Source organism: Butyrivibrio sp. MB2005 (assembly GCF_000424285.1).
Taxonomy (GTDB): domain Bacteria; phylum Bacillota; class Clostridia; order Lachnospirales; family Lachnospiraceae; genus Butyrivibrio.
The window spans coordinates 259,037-284,981 of sequence record NZ_KE384157.1; the positions used below are offsets into that span (position 1 = coordinate 259,037).

The following is a 25,945-nucleotide window of genomic DNA, read 5'->3' on the forward strand; positions in this document are numbered from 1 at the left end:
CACACCTTCTTTTCTTACAAACATCTTTCTTACAATAGCTTTAACAGACCGTCTCTGTCAACAGCAGAGAGAAGTCTTTTGATCTCTTTGTAAGTATCCTTAAAATCATCAGGCATCCGATAGTCGTCCATCATGGAAACCACATCATCTGCACTGTCAAAATAGTTACCTTCGACGAATTCCCTAAGACTCTTTAATGCACCCTTAAGTTCATCAGGTTCGATGAGAGGCTTTTTGAGCTCTTCCTCATTATTTTCATCTGCTGTATTAAGGGGCTTTAAGTATTCACTGTATGCCCTGTAATGCTCAAGCAGTTCAGGAGTGCGCCTTGTTATCTCGTCGATATCTTTTTTATTTCCACACTGTTCAAGGTATGCAGCCAGGTTAGAAAGCTCCGTTGCTCCTATTACCCTTGCACTGCTCTTTAGTCCGTGAACATAGGTGGTGTAATTCTCATAATCCTCAAACTTCCATGCATCCTCGATGGATTTGGATTTAGATTCAATTGAAAGAACAAAGTCCGTAGCCACTTTCTTAAGAGCTGAAGGGCCACCGCAATTGGTGGATCCTGTTTCAAAATCAATCCCCTCAAGCTTGGTCATGATCTCGATAGCTTCCATATCCTCACTGCTGATTCCCTCCTCAACAATGATGTCTTCAAATCCGCCTTCTCCCGGTCTTATGATCAGCTCTTCAGGAAGATTTTTCATTATGGTATCTTCAAGTCTTGCGGAATCTACAGGTTTTGGCAGGTATCCGGCAAAGCCTTCCTTTAGATACATCTCTCTGGCACCGCTTATTACGTTGGCGGTCAGAGCATAAACAGGAACATCCTTATTTATGTTCTCTTCCATTTCATTCATGGCATGAAGAGTTTCGATTCCGTCCATCTTGGGCATTCTGTGATCCATGAAAATAATATTGTACTTATTCGCACAGACCTTTTCCAAAGCCTCGTAGCCACTTTCAGCAAGATCCACCTTTACCTGGGTGGACTTAAGCAGTCCCTGGATAACCGTAAGATTGGCAAGGGTATCATCAACAACAAGTATTCTTGCATCAGGTGCATGGAAGCTCTCGTGGTAAGTAGCCTGCCCCATAAGTGTCTCCTCATAGGTGGCTGCAAAATCACCGATGGGATTCCAGTTAAGAACCTTCTGCTTTACACTGAAGGAAAACTCACTTCCCTGGCCATACTGGCTGCTGACAAGAAGTCTTGAATCCATAAGTGCCAGAAGCTTTTTGACGATATTCATTCCAAGGCCGGTACCCTCGATGGTCCTGTTTTTACTCTCCTCGATTCTCTCAAAGGGAGCAAAGAGTCTTTCCATATCCTCTTTTTTGATACCGATTCCTGTGTCCTTAACCCTGATTCTCAGGGATATTGTTTCATCATCAACCTTCCTGTGATCAACAGAAAAAGTGATGCTGCCTTCATTGGTATACTTTATGGCATTGGTCAGAAGATTCATTGCACACTGCTTTATTCTGATCTCATCACCCATAAGTATCAGCGGGAGCTCCGTTGAAATATTAGTTTTCAGCTCAAGATTTTTACCCTTCATCCTTACCTTGGTGGTATTTATAAGGTCATTTATCATGGAACTGAGGTCATACTCAACAGGAATGATCTCTGTCTTACCCGCTTCTATTCTGGAGAAATCCAAAATATCATTAACAAGCCCCAGCAGATGTTTGCCGGAATTATTAACATTTGACGCATACTTGGTGATCTCAGGATCCTTACTCTCCCTTAGAATCATCTCGTTAAAGCCCAGCATGGCGTTGATAGGCGTCCTTATCTCATGGGACATACTGGATAGGAAATTGGTTTTTGCCTCATTGGCCATCTGCTGCGCTCTCAGCTCGTCAGCCAAAGTCCTTTGTGCCTGGATCATTTTTACATACTGGACCATGGTCTCCGCCGTTTTTACGAAGGTCCGGTACATGTACTCAATCTCATCCCCGGTTGTAATGTTCAGATTTTGCAGTCTGTTTAGATTATCATCAAGCTTCGACGCCCCAAATTCATAAAAGGCTCCGACAGCATCCGCCACCCTCTGTATTGGCTGCGAGATTCTGCTTTGAGCAAACTGATTGGCAATTACACTCATGGGAATAATTACTATCAGAATCAGCATGATGAGCTTCGTATCAAAAATCAGCGTCTGCCCGGTAAAAACAAACACTCCGTAATTCAGGTTTCTGACCTTTTCTATATCACTTACGTGCTGCTCCAATATGATGGCATTGCTGACGCTGTTCCAGTCTATATCCTGAATAATAGCTGTGACCTCAGGACTCTCCGCACCATTGGCGGTTCTCTGCATACCGGGTATAAGAGTGTTGGCATAAACTGCAGCGCAGATACCAAGTACTATTGCCTGTATGGAAATGGTCATACTTACCGCACGGCTCAGCTTAGAGTTGCGAATATCCGCGATTTTTTTACTAAAGGGATCCACATCCGATCTATAGAAAACGCCACAGAAGAACAACCCCTTAACCTTATTAGGCGCAATGCCAAAAGTAATATATATGATAGCTACAGCAACGAAGGCTTCCGGAAACTCATTCAGGAAATAAAAAATACTTCTTGATGGCAGAAATTCCATAAATCCCCTGCCTGCCAATATTCCAAGTACGCCGCCCCATACGCTTCCATAGAGAGCCATATAAACAAACATCATAATGAGAGCCTTGCGCTTTTTGGCAAACATCCCTGCCATAGTGCAATAGTAGGTCACTGCTCCACCCACTATATAGATTGCCGTTGTAAAGGCAAGTTCTTGATTTACCATTGTTTTTGAAACGAAAAGAATCAGACATGAAATAATAGAAGGAATAACACCTTCAGTTGCAGACAGCACAATTATAGGTGAAAACTTGAAGAGATACACAGCAAAATACTGAAATGTCGTCATGTCATCGCCGCTATCAATATGGATATTGTTTTTAATCGTGATTACCGTACAGAGCGTCAGCATTATAAATAAAACAAAATGCCTTTTTATGCTCTCTTTTCTTGCCTCTGACATTCTCTTTATTTCCTCTTTGCTTTAACCCTCATCATACTTTTGTGAAAGACCGTTACCATGGCTCTTGGCATTGCAAAGGGCTGCATCTGCCTTTCTGTAAAGATCATGATATCCTCTTCCATGATCGGGATGAATTACATAACCGCAGGACACAGTAAATGGAATCAGATCGTTGTGGAACCTGACTTCAAAAACATTACCGCTGAATCTGTCTATTCTGTTTTTAAGATCACTCTCCTCCACATCTTCCACGAACACAAGGAACTCGTCCTGATCGATATGGCAGACTATTCCATCTCTTCCAAAAATTTCATCAAGCCTTGCGGCTATTCTCCTTAGGACCTCATCTCCCGCAAGATGTCCAAACCTGTCATTGATATCTCTGAATTCATCTACATCCATCATGATCATCGCTGCCTTACCCTTTTGACGTCTGTAGAGTCTGTTTCTGATAAGCGGAACCGCAGTATGCCTGTTATAGAGACCTGTAAGGGTGTCTCTTTCCGCCATCTGCGTTACCAGTTCCTTGGACTTTTTGTATTCATCTATATCGAAGGACAGGAAGTAAGCAACAAGCTTTCCATCTTCCTCCACTATCTCATAGGTGGTATGAGTCCATCTGGGTGCAACCTTTACATTGGCGATTCTGTGAAATTCAATATCATCGCTTGATATTCCGCTGTGATAAGCAAGAACAAGCCTGTCTCTGTTAAAGAATGTAGAGACATCACCTTTCTCTTCCTGAATAACTGTATCTCTTACAATCTCATCGATCATGTCTTCATAGGAATCTTCAGAACGATAGCGCTTATCGAGAATCTTCCTCTGCTTACTAAGATGCAGGTTTAAAAGCTTATCGTTTGTCAGATCAGCCACTATGAAAAATGAATACTTCTGGAACTGAGAATAGGAATTGTATTCCAAAAGCGCGGCAAAGCCTTTGGCTGCAAGCTTTGTGTACATCTCTGAATTGGACATATACAGTTCCTCTGCCAGACTTGCTTTTTGTTCTTCGAGAGTTTCAGTAGTATCTTCTTCCAGCAAAATCGCATTATCATCATTTAGAAGGTCCTGATATCTTGGTTCCGCAGAACTGTCTCCTAATGCCTTTTCGCCGTACTCATCAAGATAATCAACCACCTCTTCTTTGCTCATGGGTCTTCCAAAGAAATACCCCTGCGCCTTTTCACATCCAACGCGCTTTAAAAAGTCCCAGGTTTCGAGGGTCTCAACGCCCTCAGCCAGAGTCTGTATGCCGATTTCTTCCGCCATGTTTATTATATTTTCCCAAATCGCAGTCTCTCTGGGTTTTGATGCGAAATCCTGAAGGAATTTCATATCGAATTTAAGGACATCAAATTCGTAGTCCTTAAGCAGATTGAATGAAGAATATCCGCTGCCAAAATCATCCATCCAGACCTGATATCCGCCTTGTCTGAATTTGTCCATGGTACCCTTAAGAATGCCGGATTCATCTCCAAGAGCGCTTTCCGTAATCTCGATATGAATAAGACTTTTGGGAATATCATTACTTGTAACCGCGTCATTAACTACGCGGTACATATCCCTTTGATGGAAATCCGCACGGGAAAAATTGACAGAAACAGGAAATGCTTTATATCCCTGCCCTGTAAACTCTTTAATATCCTCGCAGACCTGCCTTACCACAAAGGCATCAAGCTTGTAGATAAGATGTGCATCCTCCAGAATAGGAATGAACACACTGGGCATAAGAAATCCATGCTCAGGATCTATCCATCTTGCAAGAGCTTCAAAACCGCATATTTTACCGCTTAATACTCTTACGACGGGCTGATAGTACACCTTTATATAGCCTTTGAGTATCGCTTCATTTACGTTATGCATGATGTAGTTAGCGAGGTTTATTCTGTTGCCTATCTCTTTGTCATAGACGCGAACGATGACATCATAGCTGTTTTTAATGCTGGCACAAGCCATCCTTGCCTTGTCGCATGCCATACTTATATCAGAGTCGTCGTATTCAAGCTCGTAGACTCCGGCCTTCATCTGTACGTCTGCATCGGGATTGTAGCCCTTGACTCTTCTGTAGACATCATTAATTCTGGCCTCTATGGAGTTAGCATAGGCCAGTACAACGAAATGATCATCTGAAAATCTTGCAACCAAAAGCTCCTGAAAAATCTTCTTGATGCTTTTTGACATATTCTGTAAAAAGCGATCTCCTGCCTCAAAACCGAATTTGGCATTGTAGGCTTTAAAATTTTCCACATCAAAATAGATGATAACCAGATCCTTCTTCCTAAGCTCCGGATCGTCTATCATTTTCTGCGCTTTTGCCCTGAATGAATACAGATTTGACAGTCCTGTCAATTGATCTATTTCTTCGTTTCTAAGCATATTCCCCTCAATTTGCAGATACTAACGTAGGTGCATAATAAGTGTTGTGATAATTGATTATCACAGGCGCTTCCCTGAATTTCTCATCTCCCACGTAGCACCTGTCCTTCTCTTCGTCTAAGGCAAAAGTTCTGCCTTCTTTATCGTTTTTATTGATATTATCTATAGCCTCTGACAGCGTTTCATTAACGCCACATAAATAAATATTCATCGAAATTCCCCTTATTATCTGTAATTGTATAATACTATAAAAATCGCAGCGCATATAACCCTTGTGAATGATTTAATTGTTTTTTAAGACTCTTTAACTAATACTTTACAATTACTTCCCATAACAAAAATAAGAATTCCGGTATAGGAAGTATTAGTACTTTACAATATTTTCAAAATGCTCTAAATTAGAAAAGTCGCATGCAAAAGCGGGGCTGTGGAAGTGCCGGGTTTGCTGTGAACATCAAGTATGAAAGAAGGTTCAGTATGGCTTTGTTAGATAGATTTACTAAGGATCCGTTATTTAAAAAGAAACTTGCGGTTATGTCGATTGGAGTTTTTCTCATGGGATTTTTCCTCTCATTCCTTATAAAGGTTGATCTTGGAACTGACCCCTGTACATTCATGAACGTAACCCTTTCAAACAGACTTGGCATCGGTCTTGGAACATGGCAGCTTGGACTTAATCTGGTTCTTTTCATTCTTGTAATCCTGTATGCAAGGAACCTTATAGGTCCCGGAACTGTAGCAAACATGGTTTTCATCGGATATATAGCTCAGTTCTTTGGATGGCTTTGGAAACAGATAATACCTGAGTATATTTTTACCACATGGCCCTACAGAGCAATCGTATTTGCACTTGCTCTTTTGTGTTTTGTAATCGCAGCGTCTTTCTACATGAATGCCGATATGGGAGTTGCACCTTATGATGCTCTTCCTGTTATTATCAGTGAAAGATTGCTAAAAAAAATCCCATTCAAATTTGTTCGAATGGGATTTGATGGATCTGTTACATTGATCGCTATTTTATTCGGTGGCAAGATCAGAATCGCCACTGTCCTGATGGTCTTCCTCCTCGGACCCACCATCACTATCGTCGGCAAGTTCCTCGGGAAGCACGTCTTCAAGTTCGGAACTGTCTGAAGCGGATTCTTCGTTTTGTACATCCTCTGCTTCTGAAGCAGATTCTACATCGGCAGCTGTCTCCTCTGACACTTCAGTCTCTATTGATTCGTTAGTGGTTTCGGCTGCTTCTTTATTTTCTGCAGTCTCCTCAGCAGGTTCTTCATCTTTCTTAGTCTCATCCTCTGTTTTTTCCATAAGGTCCTCAGATTTGATAAGTCTGATGTCGTCTGCTGTAGGTGACTCGATCTCTGCAATTCTTCTGGCCTGATTGGTTACGATCTCCTCGAAGAGATTTCGCACTTCTCTAGCGTTTGCGAAGTTCTCAGTTCTCTCAAGCTTCCTTGCTGTGATCATCTCGCGGATGTGCTTAGCTGTATCCTCTTCCACTTCGTACTCGTACTTTTTGCAGTTCATGTTGAAGATAGCTTCAAGCTCATCGATTGAATAATCCGGGAATTCAATGTACTTATTGAATCTGGACTTTAAGCCGGGATTGCTGTTGATGAACTTCTCCATGGGCTCTGTGTAGCCGGCAACGATTACAACGAGATCATCTCTGTGATCCTCCATTGCTTTAAGAATCGTATCAATTGCTTCCTGACCGAAAGCGTCATTCTCCTGAGAAAGTGAATAAGCTTCGTCTATGAAAAGAACGCCGCCGAGAGCTTCGTTGATTTTTTCCTGAGTCTTAAGAGCTGTCTGTCCAACATAGCCTGCAACAAGTCCTGATCTGTCAACCTCAACAAGCTGTCCCTTGGAAAGAACGCCTATCTGCTTGTAGATTCTGGAAATGATTCTTGCTACTGTGGTCTTACCTGTTCCGGGATTACCTGTAAATACAAGGTGAAGTGAAACAGGAACAGCCTTCATACCTTCGTCTTTACGAAGCTTTTGAACCTTGGCAAAATCTGTAAGTTCCTTAACATCATGTTTGATAGAGGCAAGACCGATAAGAGCATTTAAATCATCCATGGGATCTGTCTCAGGCTCCTGGGGCTTTGGCTCTACAGGAGCTGAAGTTGCCATCTGCATCTGCGGTGCGCCGGACTGAGGAGTCTGGTCGTTCTGGGGTGTTAAAGCTCCTGTATCATTCCCTTCAGTAATGTTCTTAGCAAAATGCGTTGAGTTAAACAGTGCTCTTGCTTCTCTTAAGGCTTCATCAGCATCCTGATAATGTTTTTTCTCCCCTGAAAGTATATCCGGATTTTTATCCGGTGCTGACTTACCTTCATCACCAAAGGATAATTCCGGTCCGTTAACACCGGAGCTGTCCTTCTCATTTTTAAAGTCCTTCTCTACGCGCTCTTTAATCTCCTTTTCTTTATTTGGATCATCAAATACGGGAGGCTTACCATCTCCGCCTGACCCCGGTCCAAAAAAGTCGTTATAAATGTTCCCCAACAAATCCTGATTCATGTAATTCCCCTTTAACCTTTAATATAGCCTCAGGTACCGATGTACCTGAGGCTTAGATTTTCATATTAACTTTTTCACATACTGTGCTTTTTATGACTTGTCTGCTATGCCCGGTTTTATTAGTCGTACCAGTAGGATACGTCGCAGCACTCACGTCCGCCTGTCTTTACACCATAGCCGGGAGCTGATGATGTGTACTGCCAAAGGAGCTTTCCTCCGCCATATGTACAGGTTGAACCATACTGTGCAACCCATACATTATAAGGAAGGCTGCCCATGTCTACGCGGTTATTAAGCCACCATGTGGAACCGTATACACCTGCCTCAAGGCCTCTTCCCTGGAGCTGTGAGCAAGCACCGCCAACTGCTGCAGTTCTTGCACCCTGTGACAATCCATCACTTCGTCCGTTGTGCTCGCCGTTACAATACTCGGTATCGATAAATACAGGGAAGCAGAGATTCATTCCGCCTACTCTGTTAGCGATCCAATCAGCCTCTTCACGTCCCTCAGCTTCTGAAACAGCTGTGGTAAAGAAGTATACTGCGTAAGGAATTCCGTACTGCTGTGCGTTGTAAACATTGCTTGCGAAGCTGCTATCCTGAACGATGCTGCCTGAGCCGTAGCCTCTGTATCCGATACGGATGATTACAGCATCTGCATTCTCTCTGAGCTTCTCCCAATCTGAAACAACGTTATGACTGGAAATATCTACTACCTTACCTGTGTTGTAGGTAGGTCTTCCGCCTGTTGTTCCGCCTTCGCCATCACCACCAAATCCTCTGCTGGGATTCTTGGGATCAATGACCTTTATCTTACAGTTGGCTGATTTTTTATTGGAACCTGCACTGCATGTAATATACGCAAGTCCATAGCCTACAATTTTAACCTTACCATACTCATCAACCTTGGCCACATTGGTATTAGAAGACTTCCAGCAAACCGGAACATCACCGGTCTTCTTGGAGGTGTACTTGATCGTAGCCTTAAGAGTGAAGGTCTTACCTGTCTTCTTGAAATTCTTCTCTGTCTTATTAAGCTTGATGCTCTTAACCTTTACATGCTTAACAACGTTGAGGTGAAGAATGAACTGTTCTTTATCTGATTTGTTGGTGATTGTGATATCACACTTACCTGTCTTAAGAGTGGTTACCTTACCATTCTTATCAACCTTGGCAATCTTCTTATTAGAAGATTTGTACTTGAAGTTCTTGCTGTTCTTTTTTGTGTTAACAAGCTTGCCATATCTGGTTGTGGAAATGACGAACTGCATTCCATTCATAACCTTAATGGTCTCATTCTGTATCTCCGGCTGCTCTACATCTGTAGATGCTGCGCCTGTTCCATTAGTAGGATCCGCAAATCCTGTCTGAGCTGATGCACCGCTTGATGCTGCTCCAGATGCGTCAGGTGTAGTCGCCGATGATGCGGATGATGAAGCATCCGATGTAGGCAGAACTGCATTCTTCTCAAATGTAATGGTCTTAACATAGAGATCTTTATAAGTCAGCTTGGTCGCTGCGCTCGCACTTACTCCCGGTAATGATGTGAAAATAAGTGATGCAGCCATAATGCCAGCTACTATCCTTTTCTTAAAAATCATGAAATTACCCCCGAATCAATAACAAAACTTTAATGCATTTTATATTGTATCACAAAGCGTGCATAAATGGGCTGCTTTTCGTACTTTCTTTCGAAAGATTTTAGAATTTGTCTTGCTTGGAAGAATAAAAAAACCCACACTCCCGTTGTGGCAAGGGATTCCTCATGATCATTTTGTCTACAGAATAGAATATCTACTAAGATGAAAAACCACAATGAGATTTGACCGAGATTCAAGTTATCGAAAGCTGCGCAGCGCCTGTCACTAAGCCATATCGAAGCAACTATTCTCATCAAAGCTGCGCTGCGCCTATTTTCAAGCCATGTCGATGTAAACAATATATCCAATTTCATCGAAACACCCATTTTCGAATCATGTCGATGTAATTTGAATCTTCTCGTCGCCTTACATTACATCGCATAGCCTGTCCTGAAGCTCCTCCGATGTAATCATGTTATTAAATTACATCGTATCATCCATCCAACAGCTCCTCCGATGTAATTCAGCCTTTCAAATTTCTTCAATTACATCGCGTAGCCCATAATCAAGCTACTTCGATGTAATCCAAGATTTCAATTACCGCGATGCATCCAAATAATAGCTTCTGCGATGTAATCCCGCCTTTAGCACTCTTAGCAGCGCACTTATTTAAAGGCCTCCACTGTAATTTCGGAGCGGAACCGTTGTCAAGGAAACCGTGGAATACCACAGCGCCTCCGAGCAGTGATGCGCCGCAGAAGTCCTCAGCATTCCTAGCATTCCATGTTCTATTGAACTACTCGCGCGAGGTTATGCCGCGAAAGTTCCTTGGCATAAGGTTCTCGGATTATCCTAACCCCCAGGTCAGCAAGCATGCTTGCTGGCCTGCCTTCCGGCGAGGACGGGTGCGGGCAGAGCCCGCGAAATGAGTCAAAGAAATAGTCACTTGCCTGTTCTTATGACAATCCCCAATACCCTAAGATGACTCAACCAAACAGAAAAAGCCCTCACTCCAACAGGAGTGAGGGCTCTATAACATCCTTCATTAGGAAGATCAGAACTTACCAGCCTTTGCAGCTTCCTCGATGGAAACGGCTGTAGAAACAGTCATACCTACCATCGGGTTGTTACCAGCGCCGATAAGACCCATCATCTCAACGTGAGCGGGAACTGAAGAAGAACCTGCGAACTGAGCGTCTGAGTGCATACGACCCATAGTATCTGTCATACCGTAGGAAGCAGGACCTGCTGCCATGTTATCGGGATGAAGTGTACGTCCGGTACCACCACCTGAAGCAACTGAGAAGTACTTCTTACCAGCCTCAGTACGCTCCTTCTTGTATGTACCTGCAACGGGATGCTGGAATCTTGTAGGATTGGTTGAGTTACCTGTGATAGATACGTCAACGTTCTCCTTCCACATGATAGCAACACCTTCCTGTACATCGTTAGCGCCGTAGCAGTTAACCTTTGCACGAGGTGAATTTGCATCCTTTGAATAGCACTTTCTGAATACTTCCTCTACCTCACCTGTGAAGTAGTTGTACTTGGTCTCTACATATGTAAAGCCGTTGATACGGGAAATGATCTGTGCTGCGTCTTTTCCAAGACCGTTAAGGATAACGCGAAGAGGCTTTGTACGAACCTTGTTAGCCTTCTCTGCGATACCGATAGCACCCTCAGCTGCTGCGAATGACTCGTGACCAGCAAGGAATGCGAAGCACTCTGTGTCCTCTTCAAGAAGCATCTTACCAAGGTTACCATGGCCGATACCTACCTTACGGCGGTCAGCAACAGAACCGGGGATGCAGAAAGCCTGAAGGCCGATACCGATAGCTGCAGCAGCCTCGGAAGCCTTGCGGCAGCCCTTCTTGATTGCGATAGCAGCGCCTACTGTGTAAGCCCACTTAGCATTTTCAAAGCAGATAGGCTGAATGCCTTCGATGAGGCTGTAAACATCAATGCCTGCTGCCATTGTAATATCTTTACATTCTTCGATGGAAGAGATTCCATACTCCTTAAGGCAAGCCAGGATCTGGGGCTCTCTTCTTTCATATGATTCAAATAAAGCCATTATTTTTTCCTCCTTACCTATATCACTGTTTTCTGGGATCGATGAATCTAGCTGCATCAGCAACACGACCATACTGACCCTTAGCCTTTTCCATAGCTGTGTTAGCATCGTCGCCGGCCTTGATGAAGTCCATCATCTTTCCGAAGTTAACATACTTGTATCCGATGATCTCGTCGTTCTCATCAAGAGCAAGGTCTGTGATGTAACCATCTGTAAGCTCAAGATAACGAGGTCCCTTATCAAGTGTTCCATATGTAGTACCAACCATTGAACGTGATCCCTTACCAAGGTCCTCAAGACCGGCACCAATCTGAAGTCCATCCTCTGAGAATGCAGACTGTGTTCTACCATATACAATCTGAAGGAACAGCTCTCTCATAGCTGTGTTGATAGCGTCACATACAAGGTCTGTATTGAGCGCTTCAAGAACTGTAAGACCGGGAAGAATTTCAGCTGCCATAGCTGCTGAATGAGTCATACCGGAACATCCGATAGTCTCTACAAGTGCCTCCTGGATGATTCCATCCTTAACATTAAGGGAAAGCTTACAGCCACCCTGCTGAGGAGCACACCAGCCAATACCATGTGTATAACCGGAAATGTCCTTAATCTCTTTGGACTGAACCCATTTTGCTTCTTCAGGAATGGGAGCAGCACCATGATGTACCCCTTGTGTTACGGGACACATATTTTTTACCTCTGTTGAGTAAATCATAAGTACCTCCTTATTGTTAGTGTTTACTATAGAATGATAAATTTTTATCCATTACTACGCACTACACAAGGATTTTACTAAAAATTGCAGATATTATCAAGGATTTTGAGATTGTAGGTTATAAAATATTGATTAATTTTCCCTTTTTTCAAAAAACATGAAAAACGGCAGCCATTTAAGGCTGCCGTGAATCCCTCAATCGAAACATTATGTATGAATCAAAAGATTACATAAAGCATTCCGATCATTCCTACTACCATTAAAAGCAGTACGAAGTTTTCAAGTCTTTCCATTGTCATAATCACTATCCCCCCAGATCTAATTTGACAATTATTTCTCACAAGAAAATCAATTTCTAAAATAAGTATAAAATGTCTTGTCCATCAGATGTCCAACAAGAAAATAATTTATTAAATTTTTTTTAATTTTTTGCCTCCTTTTGAATTACCAAAGGCCAGCAGATCATGGCAAACAGAAGCATTATGAGCCTTGCGATAAAGTTGCCCCAATGTCCGCCAAAGGCAGCTCCAACGGTGGCAGGTCCAAAATACTCTTTCCATCCAAATGTTATGGCAACACCGACGCAAACCAGCATTGGAAGGTTCTTGGCGCCAACAGGAATCTCGTAGTGAATATAATGTCTGTCCACATAGCTTCCTATCAGGAATCCAAGGAAAGCTCCTGCTGCCTTGAAGCAGTCATTCATCATCTTGGACGGATCAACGAGAAGCGCTCCCGCTGCATCATAGTCCATGGGGTAAGGTTTTACCTGAATATATATAAGGGCTGCCACAACAAAAACAACACCAAGCAGTGTGAGAATGTCTAAGGTTTTCTCATCGCCTTCAACTCTCTTAGCCACTTTGTACACAATGAAGATTATAAGTATTGATTCAAGGGCTGCTACAATTACATCCTGAGGTGTATGAACCCCAAGGAAATTCCTTGAAAATCCTGTCAGGACGATAAGTACGGCGCTGGTAATTGCAAGCCATTTGCGCTTATCCTTTTGCCATACAAAGACATCGCCATAAAGTGTTGTTGCGGACTTTGTATGTCCACTCGGGAAAGAATAACCTGTTGCCGCAACCTTGGAGTCCCCTGCAGGCTCAATAAGTTCAGAGCGGATCCAGGGACGATAGGCACAAACCGTCAGCTTGATGACGCCGTTAACAAGTTCGCTGAACCAATGCGTAGTCAGGAAAAAATATCCCCATGCTTTATCTACTCCCCAAAAGACCACAAAGGGCAGAAATGGTAAAACATCCACAGCGAATTTTGATATGGCATTAAAAAACTCATCAAAAATACCGCCGGTAGCATTTCTCAAATTCTGTAATAATAACAAGTATTGAATATCAAATTCCATTTTTACTCCTCGCTTTCTTTATTATCGGATTCTTCCGAATCCTCTTTTACTTCATCATTACTTTCAGAAGGTGTTTCCTCAACTACCTCGTTCTCTTCCTTGTTTTCAGAAAGTGTCTCCTCAACTACTGCCTTATCCTCTGTCTTTTCTTCTGTCTTTTCCTCCTTATTATCTATCTTCTTAAGAAACTTCTCCTTGTATTCCTCCAGCTCTTTTTTAAGTTCATCATCCTGAGAATCGTCATAGAAAATCTGCTCTTTACTCTCAATCTTCTTGGAGACTTTGGTCTTGACTCCGCCGAGGAACTTGGGAAGTTTACCTTTGTTTCTCCAGATTACAATGATGATCAGTATTATAAGAACCACCAAAGCTATGATAATGCCGCCCAGTATTCTGGTAAACCAGATGGAGACCTTATCTATATTGGCTGCTCCCATGGCAAGAACAAATTCATTACCCTTAACCTCATAAAGAGAATAGCCACCCATCTGGCCTTTTTTCTCAAGAAGCGTGCTCTTATCTCCATCAAGAAGATATAGATCAAATTCCTTCAAAGCATCTACAGGTAATAGATCGGCTACCTGTGCATATTCGTACAGTGGTTTAAATCTGATCTGATGGACATCGGAGCCATCATAGGGAATTTTCACCTTCAGAGTCTCATAGTAATGCTCTTCCTCGGATGAATCTAAGTATGGATCGTAGGTAACGGTTCTCTCCACAGATAGCTTCTCGTTATCCTTGAACATGCCATCTACCAAAAGTTCTGACTGATAGAAGCCTTCGGTTTCGCTATCCTGGGCTATGGTTGTCCTGTAGCGGTTATACCTGGCGGTTATAGTGATATCATTTACAATTCTCTCTACTCCGTCGATATCCCAGGTTACATAGAAGCCTTCCTTTTCATCCACCTTGGGATACTCAGGGAGCGAAATGGATTCGCCATACTTTTTAACGATCTGCCCTACCTTTTTGCTGCCATCCTCAAGGTCCTCATCCTCTAAAATGAAATTGATATTAAGAGTCTCAAACTCATAGGGAATATCCTTGATTCCCATGGCGACTTTGTAGTTTACAGGCTCCGCCTTAAGGGAATAGCTTACTCTGTCAATTCCTGCAAGGTCATCACTTACAAAAAAGTTATCCCTGACTTCACCCTTATCATCTACATGACCTGCGATAGCTCCATACCAGTTTTTGGCTTCGCCAACAGTTACTATGCTAAGGCATTCCTGCAAATGCATGGCATTTCCGGCGATTCCGCCTACATAGTTATCTCCGTCCAGCTCGCCTCTTGCATAGGACTTTACTATGTGTGAAAGGGATGAGCCTGCAACTCCGCCTACATATTCTCCTGAGGTTGATGCCACCTTTGAAAAGCTTCCGCAATTATAGATGGTACCCATCTCCTGAAGTCCGCAGACACCGCCTGCATTATTCTTAAGAGATGTAATGTCACCGTAATTCTTATTGCCCCTAAGAACACATCTTGTGATATATGAAGCCAGAATCGAATTGTTCTTAAGGCCGGTTATTACGCCCTCCTGATCAAAGTCATAATCTATTGCCATGGTCCCTGCTATTCCGGAAACACTTATATCTCCCTTGCATTCTCCGTAATTCAGGCAGGAATCTATTGTGGCATCAGTTGTATCATTTACTGCTTCGTAGGATGTATCAGTATATACTTCCGTGTAATCTTTTTCTAAAACTCCGTCTATGGCATCTGTATAAAGCCCCAGAATATTTGTGAACTGATCATTGATATCCTGGAGGTCGTCCACCAGTACACCGGTTGCGTTATTGACTTCACTGTTCAATAATCCGAAGTTGTCGTTCATCCCCTGCATATTATCTGCAAGGCTTGCGGTTCTGGCTTTATATTCCGGAGAAAACTGAGGGAAGCCTATAGAACCTCTTCCGGCCACCTCAGCAAGAATGTCTTTTGTCTGATCGCTGGCTGATGCAAAGGCATCCGTAGCTTCGTCTAAGTTATTCATGGCACTCTGGGCATCGCTTCTCACATCATCTGTCATCTCAGGCAAATGTTTTTCATAGATGCCAAGAATCGTCGCTGTTGCAGTTGCTATGTCATCAGCATAATTGCCCTTCTCACCGGTTATGGGATTGACATAGTTATCAGTTGCATATCTGATTCCATCAGCGTCTGCCTTGACCTGTGCCATCTTATGGAGATTGCTGTCCTCCTCATTTTTATCCTGAGGAAATGCTCTTCCATCCGAATGTTCCCAGAAACCGTCCATGTCAGAATTAAGTCCTGTTCCGATGTCACTTTCACTCCAGGAACCAAAATCTGTTTCTACCGAATCATTGGCATAGCGATATTGAACATCCGCTGCCGTATCAAAAAGGGCTTTGTTGTTTGCAATAGCAAGGTTGTAGAAAACCCTTTGGGATCTTTTCCTTAGCTCTGTGTACTGGGCCGTTGCGGATTCAAGAATTTCTTTTGCCTCGGTGTACTGCCTGAGCTCATCCTCATTCTCGATATACATTTCAATATCTACATCATCGCCTACGTCAGCTATATCCATCGAGGATTCGCCTATTTCTTCCATGCCTTCGCTGACCTTATCAAAGGTTCCGTCCTGTCTTGATGTTTCTTCAAGCACATAGTCAACTCTTGAAAAGGCTTCTGTTGCACCTGCGGATACACCATTTGCAAAATCAACAACACCTGCAGCAATGTATCTGGTATCCTCCACTGCACCTGCAGTGAATTTCTGTATTACGGCAAGTCTTTCGGATATTGTATTAGACTGTGACTTGGCATCCTGCAAAGTAGTGGTGACACAGTCATGGAGCTTTGATACAGACTCCTGAAGCTGAGCTGCAATATCAGAGCTTAAGTCAACTGTTATGTAAGGCTCGGCCTGACCGACGATTCCGCCTATATCTTTTCTTCCTTTGATGAGTCCGTTGTTGGAACATTTCAAAAGATAGCCCGACTGTCTTCCTGCAATACCTCCCACGTTGTAGCCCACATGGTCATAGCCTATCTCTCCGTCATTGATGCAGCGGGAGATGATTCCTATGGATTGTCCTGCTATTCCGCCTGTGTCATAGACAGTGACGCTCTCCTTTGCAACATCTCTCTCATGGCCAATGCCGTCTTTGATCAGGTTGATAAAGCTTGTCAGCTTCTCAAAGGAATCGATTGTGATCTCAGTGTCGGTATTGGTGGTATTTACAAAGGCTTTGTTTGTACAGTTCTCAATGTCTCCTTCATTTAATCCTGCTATTCCGCCTGTAAAATGGACGCCGCTTATATAGCCATCGCCGGTGCAGTGATCGATTTTACCTGTAAGCTCATTGATACCTGCAACGCCGCCTATATAGTCATTTCCTTTAACTACTCCGTTAAAGGAACAATTGCTTATATTTCCGCTATTATCTCCTGCTATTCCTCCAATGATCGTTGTATTTCCTTCCGGGATCACAGAGCCGATAAAATTCAGGTTCCTGATGACACCTGTCTTCTGAACATGGACAAAAAGTCCCGCATAGGACAGGCCGCTTGTAATCTGCACACCGGATATGCTGTGTCCCTGCCCGTCAAAAATACCGCCAAAGGTTGGAATGCCGCTAAACTCTTTGCCGCCAAAACTTATATCATCTGTCAGAATAACCTTCTTATTTACAGACCAGGTATCAAGGGCGCATTTTGAAGCAAAATCAAGTAATTCTTCTGCACTTCCAATGCTGATCTCCTCGATGGTCTCAGGTATCAGCGCCTGAATCTCTTCTCTGATATCCTGATCAACATCCTCGACATTATTCTCGGCATCCTCCTGAGTACCTGTGGTGTAGAGGTTTTCTATAGCTTCGCCCTTATCATCACCGGCAGCTTCCTGATTTTCTTCAGAACTTTCTGATTCATCCTGATTTTCTTTGGAGTTTTCTGTATCTAATTCTTCCTGATTTTCGACTGTTTCAGCAAAAACAGCGATGGGAGAAGCACTCATAATGGTGATCGCAAGTAGGGCTGCAACAATTCTCTTTTTCATATCACATGCCCTCCTGTCCTGATGCTTCGCTGTCATTGGCATCGTTTATCTCATTTTCATCAAGCATGGTCACTTCAGCATTATCAACGAAGGCGCTGACATTTCCGCGAACCACTGCGTTTACAACACCTGTTACGTTACCGTCTATTTTGCCCCTTACAAAGCCGTCAATTCGCATAATTCCTGAGAGCTGCCTTGTCTGCATAGGTTTATTCATAACAAAAGCAGTAAGCTCAATGATCTTATCTCCCACAAGAAGGATCTGGGGAAGAACGAACATAGTTACAAAAATAGAGATTATTGTACCTCTTCCAAGACATTTTCCTATGCCGTAAATAGCACAGTCAGATGTCATGTTACCGATGAGCATACCTGCAACTGCAAGCATTGTTCCGGAGGTAATGATCGTAGGGAAGGACACATTCATTGTCTCAATGATGGCTTCTCTCTTACCTCTTGTACCTCTAAGCTCTGTATATCTGCCTGCAATAACAATTGCATAATCGATATTGGCACCCATCTGAATGGAACTTACGATCAGATAGCCAAGGAAAAACAGGTTATCATGCTGCAAAGCAGGAATCGAGAAATTGATCCAGATACATCCCTGAATAACTGCAATAAGAAGAACCGGCATTCCAGCGGATTTAAAGGTAAAAAGAAGGACCACAAGAACTGCAAGTATCGAAATTACACTGGTAACAGTATTGTCTCTTGCAAAGCATTTTTTAAGATCAAGCTGACTTACAGATTCTCCGACAACATAGATTTTGTCTTCGTCATAATATTTTTCCGTAATATCATGGAGCTCAGATATAAAAGCAAAGGTCTCATCGGACTCCTGGGGAAGACTTGTATAAACAAGTATTCTTGAATATTCTTCACCCTGAAGCTGCTTTTTGCCAAAGTTCATCATTCTGTTCGCATCACTTAGCTTGTCCATAAGCTCATCACTTAAGGTCACATAGCCCTCATTTACCTCCTGATATACATACAGGAACATGTCTATAAGGGGCACTCTGTAGTTAACAAGCCCGTTTACAACCTTGGCATAATCAGAATCATTCAGAGCATAGGCAGCATAAACAAGCTCTGCCATCTCATAGTCGATATTCAAAAGCTCCGAGAACTGTCTTGGAGTTAATTTATCGGTAAGGGTGTAGCCCCCAAGAGCCTCGGTATTGGCAAGACCTGTAACGGAGGTTACGTTCTTATTTTCCTCAAGCTCACTAATGAGCGCTTTTTCCTTATCATAGTCTCCTGCAGGGAAAACCAATGCCATCATGTTATCCGCCGTAAAGGTTTCCTTCTGCATGTTTTCAGCTATCTGCACATCGTTGATAATGGGTGGTGTTATCTGGCTGTAGCCATACACATAGGGAGTACCTGACGATATTTTCTGAGCGAAAATGATCAGCACCAGGAATGCAGGCGCAATAAGATACCTTGTAAGATATGCAAATTTACCTACAAAGGGAATTTCAGGAATAAAGTTTTTGTGCTGGGTTTTCTCCATAAGCCCCGCAAAAAGCATAATGATGCCGGGCATTAAAAGGAATACTGACAAAAGGCTAAGTATGATAGCCTTTATTAGAACCATACCAAGATCCTTACCTATTCCAAACTGCATGAACAGCATGGCAATAAGGCCGCCCATTGTGGTAAGCGAGCTGCCGGTGATCTCGGGAATAGCTTTTGATAAAGCCACGATACAGGCTTCACGATTATCACGCTTTGCCTTTTCTTCTTTATATCTGTTTAGGAAAATGACTGCATAGTCAACTGAAAGTGCCAGCTGAAGCACTATTGTGACTGAATTGGATACGAATGAGATAGTACCAAAAAGGAAATTGGTGCCCATCTGCACAAGGGCTGCAGAGCCAAAGGTAAGGAGCAGCACCGGAACCTCAGCATAAGCCTGGGATGTCAGAACAAGTACTACCACAACTATAATGACTACAAGCACGGATATGACATTCATTTCCTTGTCGATAAGCTCAGCCTGAATATCGCCTAAGGTAGTGGATATATATGAATCATATCCGGAAAAATACTCTTTTACCTGATCCAATAAAACAAGGCACTGTTCTTCTTTTTCATCATAATCAAAGGTGATGCTAAACAGCGCAGAACCATTATTGTAATGGGCACTTTTATCATCAAAATCGCAGGAAAAGACTCCGTCGATAGCTTCGATATCTTTCTGAATCTTAAGCCCCTGCTCATAAGAGATATTCGCCACCATTACTTTTACACTGCCATAGGTGACAAACTGTTCTTCCATGAGATCGAGGCCCCTTCTGGTCTCACTGTCAGAAGGCAGGTAAAATGCAAGATCATTTTCTACGCCTACCCATCCCCTTGCTATCACGGAAAAAATGCACAAAATCGCATAGATAAGGAAAAAAAGATTCCTCTTGTCTACGATGAATGAGCATATCTTAACGCCCAGTCCACCTCCGCCATTCTTCATTTTAGTTCCCCCTCAAAAACTTTAAATGATTATTATGACTATATATATTGTTTAAGAGCCCTTTCCAATGAGAAAAGGGCTCTCACATATATTATTATACTACCATTTTACAATTAACCAAAGCTATTACTTCTTTGTCGTTTTCCTTCTTTTGCTACTTCGTTTCCGTTTTCCATTACCTTCTTCTGCTCTACAATTTCAGAATGTTTCTTGACGGTATCCTTTTCCTTCTTGGGAGCAAGCTTATCCTGAAGGTCTTTCATATTTGTAACAGAAACAGCTCTTTTCCTTGCAGGTTCAGCCTTTTCTATTTTCTCTTCTTTTTTGGGAGCAGGGTTCTGAACGGGCTCGTTGATGATATTATTCTGTGGCTGATCATTTACAATATTTTTCGGCACAGGCTTTGGTGCATAGGACTCATTAAACTTCATCCCGCGATTATTTATGTCTCTCTCACGTTCCTTTATCTGGTCACCAATTACCTGATACTTACCCATCATCATTCCTTCGTCGGCATAATTAATGAGTCTCTCGATACCACAGTTATCAGTAAAATCTGCAATCTGTCTGGAATTAGTAAGTCTCGTATGACCATTTCCATAGCTCCAGCCACGAAACAGATTATCTTTATTCCTATAAGCCTTAGCTGCCAAATTAAGTTCATTAATCTTATCTATGGCCTCCTTAGGAGTATAACCATTTTTATTGTTTAAATCCGTTGCAGCTACTGCTTCATCAAGGGCATCCTTCATTGCATTATACTCTACAGAATTATCTTCTCTTTTGCGATTCTTATAAGTACTTTCAAGGCTGTCCTTACGGCGTTTAAGCTCATCATGTATACGTTTCATCTCATCTTTAAACGCTTCATATCTCTTTTCACCTGCGTCTTTGTGGGCCTTAACTGTTGCATAGCCCGGTTTTTCCAGATATGGTCTAAGCGTTGTGTTATATTTGTTTATTGTGTTTTCAACACCGGTAAATGAGCTTAAACCGACATTGGCCATCGCCTCAGTCACATTTTCCTTGCCCTTTACCTTACCCTTGCATTCCTGATATGCTGTCACCATGGCATCATGCTTACCAATGATGTCGGAGTAAAATTCCCGTCTTTTCTCCTCAGTATCAAAAACACCGTTATTGAGTCTATCCAAAGACTTCTGAAGTTCATCATAAGCTTTGACAAAAGACTCTGCACCGACAGTATTTTTCTTTATACTATCAATAAAGCTTCCCACACTGTTCACATTGGCATTATATGCGAGAAATTCATCCATTCCTGATAAAGGCAGTCCTGCCTTTAAATACTTTTCATTCGGAGTCAGTTCATCACGGGCAGACAGAAATCCCCTATCATTTGCTCCATGAAAAATCTGATCGAAATAATTCCTACTTCCTCCGGTTAATGCTAAATCCTTTTCCTCAAAGGGTACATTCTGACTTTTTTCAATTTCAGCTTTATAGTCGCTTATGTTCTTTAGCAGAATTTCTCTGTACTGATTCTCAAAATTATCCGGAACCTTTCCAAGAGCCATCTGTCTGTTAAACAAATGCATGGTTTTTCTGTACTTTTGTTCAGCACTAAGGATACCGGGCAAATTATATTTTTTTGCTATCTCATCATATACTTCAGGTGAAGTATTTTGTTTTTTGATCTCATTCTTTCTTGTTGCAGTGTGATAGTCGACGCAGTTTTTGTCACCATTAGGTTCCATTGTCTTTTTTTCCGCATCATTAAGCTCTAAATCAGCACCTTCACGAGTTGGATAAATGACCAGATTTGCTGCAATTCCATTAAGAGTGCCAAACTTCGCCCTGTGAGTTATCACCTCTCCGGTCCAGAACTCATTGATGCTATTCTTGGTAGTCTCATTTATTGAATCATAAATGGATCCGGCATAAATCTCATCCTTCTCAGCCGCAGCGTCAAGTTTTCCATTAAAATCCCTAAGTATTTCATCTATACCTAAATCACGGACATCCTTATCGGTGAGCTCTTTAGATTTAAACTCGATCCAGTTAGCATCATAGATTGGAAAAAGCTTTGAATAGGCCTCCTGGTAAACTTTGCCACACTCTGATCCATGAAACGCATCTGCACCAAGTTTAATGTTATCAATGATTTCTTTCAAATTCTCAATTTTAAGAGCCATCTTTTACCTCCATTCATAAGCTTCAGGCCTCGATATTTCCTCACCCGTTATGGTATAATTTCTAAAAATAATTTCTTTTGAGAGGGTCTGCTATGAACAACTATAAAACTATTGATCTTGATTCCTATCCTAGAAAAGAGCATTTCCAGCGCTTTCTTGCATGTGAATACCCGCATATCACAGGTACCTTTGAAGTAGATATCACCAAGTGGCTTCGCCATATCAAGGAAAAGGGATATCCATTTCACTTAAGCTTTGTCTATGCAGCTGCAAGAGCTGCTAACAGTGTTCCCGAATTCCGAAGAAGGATTAAAGATAAAGGAATCATTGAGTATGATTACTGTAACCCTTCATACACCGTGGCGCTTCCCGATGAGACCTACAGGTTCTGTATGGTTAATACCAATCAACCTTTTGATGTGTATCTTGAAGAAAGTAAGATTCGTCATGAAAAATCACTTCATGCCAAACATCTGGCCGAGGAGGGTGATCCGGAAAGTCTGCTTTTTACTACCAGCACCCCTTGGTTTTACTATACCCAGGCCAATCTTCCGATTACGTCAAGGGATTTTTCAATTCCCAATCTCGGTTGGGGAAAGTATAAAACCGAGAAGAAGCTTGCCCTTGTGGATGGCCAGGTAACCGAATATGAGGTTGTTACCATACCCTTCACCATTATGGCCCATCACGCTTTGGTGGACGGTTTTCATATGTCTAAAGTCTTAGATAATCTGGATGCGGAGCTTACCGCAATGCTAAGTTTCTAATCTCTTATACTTATTTATATGTATCAGAAAAGAAAAACCCACGCAAAAAACAGCGTGGGTTTTGTAATTAATTATCACCTCTATAGCAGAATGTGAGCATAGTGATATCGTCGAACTGCTCTGCACTTCCTACAAAGTCTTTTATTTCATTTATTACGGTATTGATGATTTCTTTTGGCTCGTCTACTTTGCACTTATTCAGGGCATCTGTTGTTCTCTCTATTCCAAAAAGCTCCTTGGATACATTTGTAGCCTCCGCAACACCGTCTGTGTAAACGAACAAGGTATCCCCTTTGCTCATCTCAAATTCATGCTCCTCAAACTTAATGTTTTCAAGCATTCCAATGGGCATGGAGTGTTTATAGATCACAGGCGCAAATTTCCCGCCACTTCTTCTGATTATGGGATGTTCATGACCCGCGTTGGAGGCAAGTCCTTTGCCTGTTCTGACATTTAAAATTGCAAGCCATACTGTAACAAAGAAATCCGCATCATTGCCTTCAGTCAGCTGATTGTTCACATCATAAAGTATCTGAGAAGGCGTTCCGCCTGCCAAAGCCCTTGTCTTTATAAGTGTCTTTGCTATCACCATGAAAAGCGCAGCAGGTACACCCTTGCCGGATACATCTGCCATGACAAGTGCTATGTGTTCATCATCAATAAGGAAGAAATCATAGAAATCACCGCCGACTTCTTTTGCAGGCTTCATACTGGCATAAACATCAAATTCTTTGCGTTCAGGGAACGGCGGGAATATCCTTGGAAGCATATCCTCCTGAATTCTGGAGGCAACGCTAAGCTCCGCACCGATCCTCTCCTTCTCTTTAGTGATGGTCTGAACTTCATCGATATATTCATCTATAGCCTTTGCCATCTGAGTAAAGCTTCTGGACAGTGCACCAAACTCGTTCACCATGTCAAATCCCGAAAGGCGTCTTTCTATTTCGGCGCTGTCCTTGTTTTCTTCATAAGCCTCTACACTTTTCTGAACTTCCCTGATGGGATTTGAAATCCAGAAATGAACAAATACGAGACATATTATGGAGAAAAATATCATGAACGTTATGACGCTTCCTGTACCTCTGATGGCACTTTCTATTATCTCCTGCCTTACATCCGAATAGGTGAGAGATATACCTGCGAACAACTCACCGTTTTTAATCTTGTCAAGGAACTCATATCTGTCAATAAAGCCCGTGGAATTTGCAAGCTTATACTCATCGTTTTTGGCATCCAGAAGAGCCTGCTTCTGATCTTCATTGATAGTGGCAGGTGTTCCAATTATATAGGCATCGCCGTACTTGTTTCCTCTTGGAGCCTTGCCGTCTGAACCACTGAAAATAAACACAGCGTTATCATAGTTATCATTTGCAATAGCAAGATAAATGTAGCTGACATCATAAGCCCTTATAATATCATTAGCTCTCATCTGAAATCTGTTATATACCACCTCTGCAAAGAGCCTTTGATCTTCCGGAGGAAGTTCCTTAAACTCTTCTTCCGTCACCTCGGTAAGCACCATTCCGGGATGCCTGTATACCAGTTCCTTATGCTTTTCATTGGTCTTTTCATTTTTGTCGTACTCGATATCCAGAGTATCTGCATTATCCAGCATATACTCGCACAGATAGTAGAAGGATTTGTATCTCTCTAAATATGGCACAAAGTCATCGAGGATATCGTCTGTCTGCTTCAGCTTCTGTGAGAGTATATTTGCTCTGGAATTGCTGAAAAATGCAATGCCTGACAATACGCTGATAAGGATAGTTCCGATTATGAAAATAATCGCTATCTCACCAAAAACTGTTATGTTGACTTTACATTTTCCATTTTTTGAAAACATTAATTATTGGCCTCCGGTCATAACTATTAGTGCTGTCAGTTCGAAGATTCTCCATTAGCTGCAGGTGTTTCTTTTTGGACAGCATTCGAACACCGCCTCTTACAATGGCAGCATTCGCAGCATCTGCTGTTATTCCCGTATGTTTTCCTATAGTGGGATCAATTATAGACACAGTAATGGTTTTTCATACAGATTATAACAAGTAATATTTGATTATACTCGCATAAATCGAATTTTCCACATTTTGGACAGATAATTATAATTTCTTCTTCAAAGTCAGGATATTTTGCCCATCCTTATGCTCGTAAATTACATCATCCATGACCTTCTTGGTCATAAAAATACCAAGACCTCCGATCTGTCTCTCCGCAACAGGAATCGTAAGATCGGGGTCCTCCTTCTCGAGAGGATTATAAGGCACACCGGTGTCTCTGAATTGAACAGATAATTCACCGGCTTCCTTATCTACATCCACCAGAATAGCAGCATTGCCCTTCCCCGGAGCATAAGCATAGTGGGCGATATTAACAAATATCTCCTCTACTGCAAGATTTACCTGCATAGCAGTCTTAGGGGCTGCTCCTGCTTCATCGAGGGTTTCCTCTATAAAAGCCATAACATCATTAAGTTGATTAACATCAGCTTCTATCTCTAATTTTTTCATATGTCCTTTTCCATATCTTTCATTATAATCATTCGATAGTAAGGATATCTGAAAAACCGGTTACTTCGAAAATCTCGCTGACTTCTTCACTTACATTCTTTACAACCATCTTACCCTGTTTGTTCATCTTTTTCTGAGCAGACAGAAGAACGCGAAGTCCTGCGGAAGAAATGTATTCAAGCTTTGCAAAATCAAATGTGAGCTCCTCGATATTCTCAAGAGAACCATTGATCTCTTCTTCGAGGCCGGGTGCTGTAGTAGTATCAAGTCTTCCTTCAAGTGAGATAGTTAATGCCTTTCCATTTACGTCCTTATTTATTGTCATTTTGTCCT

Annotated in this window: 17 protein-coding genes; 3 read left to right on the forward strand and 14 right to left on the reverse strand. The window is 42.2% G+C overall.

The window, feature by feature from the left end; genetic code table 11:
• Positions 1-29: 29 nt before the first annotated feature.
• From G610_RS22415 to G610_RS0116175, 3 genes are read right to left on the reverse strand one after another with little or no spacing between them, the layout of a single operon-like run.
• Positions 30-3,038, reverse strand: coding sequence for an ATP-binding protein (locus tag G610_RS22415; protein ID WP_051198065.1), 3,009 nt, complete (start codon positions 3,036-3,038; stop codon positions 30-32).
• Between the two features lie 21 nt (positions 3,039-3,059).
• Entirely contained in the window at positions 3,060-5,417 is a 2,358-nt protein-coding gene (locus G610_RS22420) for a sensor domain-containing diguanylate cyclase (protein WP_051198066.1), read from the reverse strand.
• A 7-nt stretch (positions 5,418-5,424) separates the two neighbouring features.
• On the reverse strand, positions 5,425-5,628 hold the full coding sequence (locus G610_RS0116175) for a hypothetical protein (RefSeq protein WP_026525601.1): 204 nt from the start codon (positions 5,626-5,628) through the stop codon (positions 5,425-5,427).
• A 266-nt stretch (positions 5,629-5,894) separates the two neighbouring features.
• On the opposite strand from G610_RS0116175, the gene G610_RS23210 reads away from it, so the two are divergent.
• Positions 5,895-6,551 (forward strand): YczE/YyaS/YitT family protein, encoded by a 657-nt coding sequence (locus tag G610_RS23210; RefSeq protein ID WP_026525602.1) that lies wholly within the window; start codon positions 5,895-5,897, stop codon positions 6,549-6,551.
• Here the strand turns inward: G610_RS23210 and G610_RS22425 are convergent.
• From G610_RS22425 to G610_RS0116235, 8 genes are all read right to left on the reverse strand, one after another.
• On the reverse strand, positions 6,435-7,949 hold the full coding sequence (locus G610_RS22425) for an AAA family ATPase (RefSeq protein WP_081667555.1): 1,515 nt from the start codon (positions 7,947-7,949) through the stop codon (positions 6,435-6,437). The genes G610_RS23210 and G610_RS22425 overlap by 117 nt on opposite strands.
• A 119-nt stretch (positions 7,950-8,068) precedes the next feature.
• Positions 8,069-9,550, reverse strand: coding sequence for a GH25 family lysozyme (locus G610_RS0116190; RefSeq protein ID WP_026525603.1), 1,482 nt, complete (start codon positions 9,548-9,550; stop codon positions 8,069-8,071).
• Between the two features lie 1,033 nt (positions 9,551-10,583).
• Positions 10,584-11,603, reverse strand: a complete 1,020-nt coding sequence (locus G610_RS0116205; protein ID WP_026495090.1) for a GGGtGRT protein — start codon at positions 11,601-11,603, stop codon at positions 10,584-10,586.
• 22 nt (positions 11,604-11,625) lie between these two features.
• Positions 11,626-12,318 carry an iron-sulfur cluster assembly scaffold protein gene (locus G610_RS0116210; RefSeq protein WP_026525605.1) on the reverse strand — a complete coding sequence of 231 codons (693 nt, stop codon included), beginning with the start codon at positions 12,316-12,318 and terminating at the stop codon, positions 11,626-11,628.
• Positions 12,319-12,739: 421 nt separating this feature from the next.
• Positions 12,740-13,687, reverse strand: coding sequence for a phosphatase PAP2 family protein (locus G610_RS0116220; RefSeq protein ID WP_026525606.1), 948 nt, complete (start codon positions 13,685-13,687; stop codon positions 12,740-12,742).
• A 2-nt stretch (positions 13,688-13,689) separates the two neighbouring features.
• Complete coding sequence (locus G610_RS0116225; RefSeq protein ID WP_026525607.1) at positions 13,690-17,712, reverse strand: hypothetical protein; 4,023 nt, start codon at positions 17,710-17,712, stop codon at positions 13,690-13,692.
• A 1-nt stretch (position 17,713) separates the two neighbouring features.
• The gene (locus G610_RS0116230; RefSeq protein ID WP_026525608.1) at positions 17,714-20,185 is read right to left on the reverse strand and encodes an MMPL family transporter; all 2,472 of its coding nucleotides are present in this window, start codon (positions 20,183-20,185) and stop codon (positions 17,714-17,716) included.
• 113 nt (positions 20,186-20,298) lie between these two features.
• Positions 20,299-22,338, reverse strand: a complete 2,040-nt coding sequence (locus G610_RS0116235) for a hypothetical protein (RefSeq protein ID WP_026525609.1) — start codon at positions 22,336-22,338, stop codon at positions 20,299-20,301.
• Between the two features lie 92 nt (positions 22,339-22,430).
• On the opposite strand from G610_RS0116235, the gene G610_RS21360 reads away from it, so the two are divergent.
• Positions 22,431-23,105 carry a CatA-like O-acetyltransferase gene (locus tag G610_RS21360; protein WP_035797778.1) on the forward strand — a complete coding sequence of 225 codons (675 nt, stop codon included), beginning with the start codon at positions 22,431-22,433 and terminating at the stop codon, positions 23,103-23,105.
• A gap of 67 nt (positions 23,106-23,172) precedes the next feature.
• On the opposite strand, the gene G610_RS22430 is transcribed toward G610_RS21360, so the two are convergent.
• Entirely contained in the window at positions 23,173-24,948 is a 1,776-nt protein-coding gene (locus G610_RS22430) for a PP2C family protein-serine/threonine phosphatase (protein WP_051198067.1), read from the reverse strand.
• A gap of 74 nt (positions 24,949-25,022) precedes the next feature.
• On the opposite strand from G610_RS22430, the gene G610_RS23735 reads away from it, so the two are divergent.
• Complete coding sequence (locus G610_RS23735) at positions 25,023-25,154, forward strand: hypothetical protein (RefSeq protein WP_256379790.1); 132 nt, start codon at positions 25,023-25,025, stop codon at positions 25,152-25,154.
• A 50-nt stretch (positions 25,155-25,204) separates the two neighbouring features.
• On the opposite strand, the gene G610_RS0116255 is transcribed toward G610_RS23735, so the two are convergent.
• Together G610_RS0116255 and G610_RS0116260 are read right to left on the reverse strand one after the other, a co-directional pair.
• Positions 25,205-25,612: an ATP-binding protein gene (locus tag G610_RS0116255; RefSeq protein WP_026525610.1), complete on the reverse strand. Its 408-nt coding sequence runs from the start codon at positions 25,610-25,612 to the stop codon at positions 25,205-25,207.
• Positions 25,613-25,640: 28 nt separating this feature from the next.
• Positions 25,641-25,937, reverse strand: coding sequence for an STAS domain-containing protein (locus G610_RS0116260; RefSeq protein ID WP_026525611.1), 297 nt, complete (start codon positions 25,935-25,937; stop codon positions 25,641-25,643).
• Positions 25,938-25,945 lie beyond the last annotated feature (8 nt).

Coding starts and splice junctions, on each gene's coding strand:
- G610_RS22415 (WP_051198065.1), bottom strand. CDS start 3,038: ATGTCAGAGGCAAGAAAAGAGAGCATAAAAAGGCATTTTGTTTTATTT.
- G610_RS22420 (WP_051198066.1), bottom strand. CDS start 5,417: ATGCTTAGAAACGAAGAAATAGATCAATTGACAGGACTGTCAAATCTG.
- G610_RS0116175 (WP_026525601.1), bottom strand. CDS start 5,628: ATGAATATTTATTTATGTGGCGTTAATGAAACGCTGTCAGAGGCTATA.
- G610_RS23210 (WP_026525602.1), top strand. CDS start 5,895: ATGGCTTTGTTAGATAGATTTACTAAGGATCCGTTATTTAAAAAGAAA.
- G610_RS22425 (WP_081667555.1), bottom strand. CDS start 7,949: ATGAATCAGGATTTGTTGGGGAACATTTATAACGACTTTTTTGGACCG.
- G610_RS0116190 (WP_026525603.1), bottom strand. CDS start 9,550: ATGATTTTTAAGAAAAGGATAGTAGCTGGCATTATGGCTGCATCACTT.
- G610_RS0116205 (WP_026495090.1), bottom strand. CDS start 11,603: ATGGCTTTATTTGAATCATATGAAAGAAGAGAGCCCCAGATCCTGGCT.
- G610_RS0116210 (WP_026525605.1), bottom strand. CDS start 12,318: ATGATTTACTCAACAGAGGTAAAAAATATGTGTCCCGTAACACAAGGG.
- G610_RS0116220 (WP_026525606.1), bottom strand. CDS start 13,687: ATGGAATTTGATATTCAATACTTGTTATTATTACAGAATTTGAGAAAT.
- G610_RS0116225 (WP_026525607.1), bottom strand. CDS start 17,712: ATGAAAAAGAGAATTGTTGCAGCCCTACTTGCGATCACCATTATGAGT.
- G610_RS0116230 (WP_026525608.1), bottom strand. CDS start 20,185: ATGAAGAATGGCGGAGGTGGACTGGGCGTTAAGATATGCTCATTCATC.
- G610_RS0116235 (WP_026525609.1), bottom strand. CDS start 22,338: ATGGCTCTTAAAATTGAGAATTTGAAAGAAATCATTGATAACATTAAA.
- G610_RS21360 (WP_035797778.1), top strand. CDS start 22,431: ATGAACAACTATAAAACTATTGATCTTGATTCCTATCCTAGAAAAGAG.
- G610_RS22430 (WP_051198067.1), bottom strand. CDS start 24,948: ATGTTTTCAAAAAATGGAAAATGTAAAGTCAACATAACAGTTTTTGGT.
- G610_RS0116255 (WP_026525610.1), bottom strand. CDS start 25,612: ATGAAAAAATTAGAGATAGAAGCTGATGTTAATCAACTTAATGATGTT.
- G610_RS0116260 (WP_026525611.1), bottom strand. CDS start 25,937: ATGACAATAAATAAGGACGTAAATGGAAAGGCATTAACTATCTCACTT.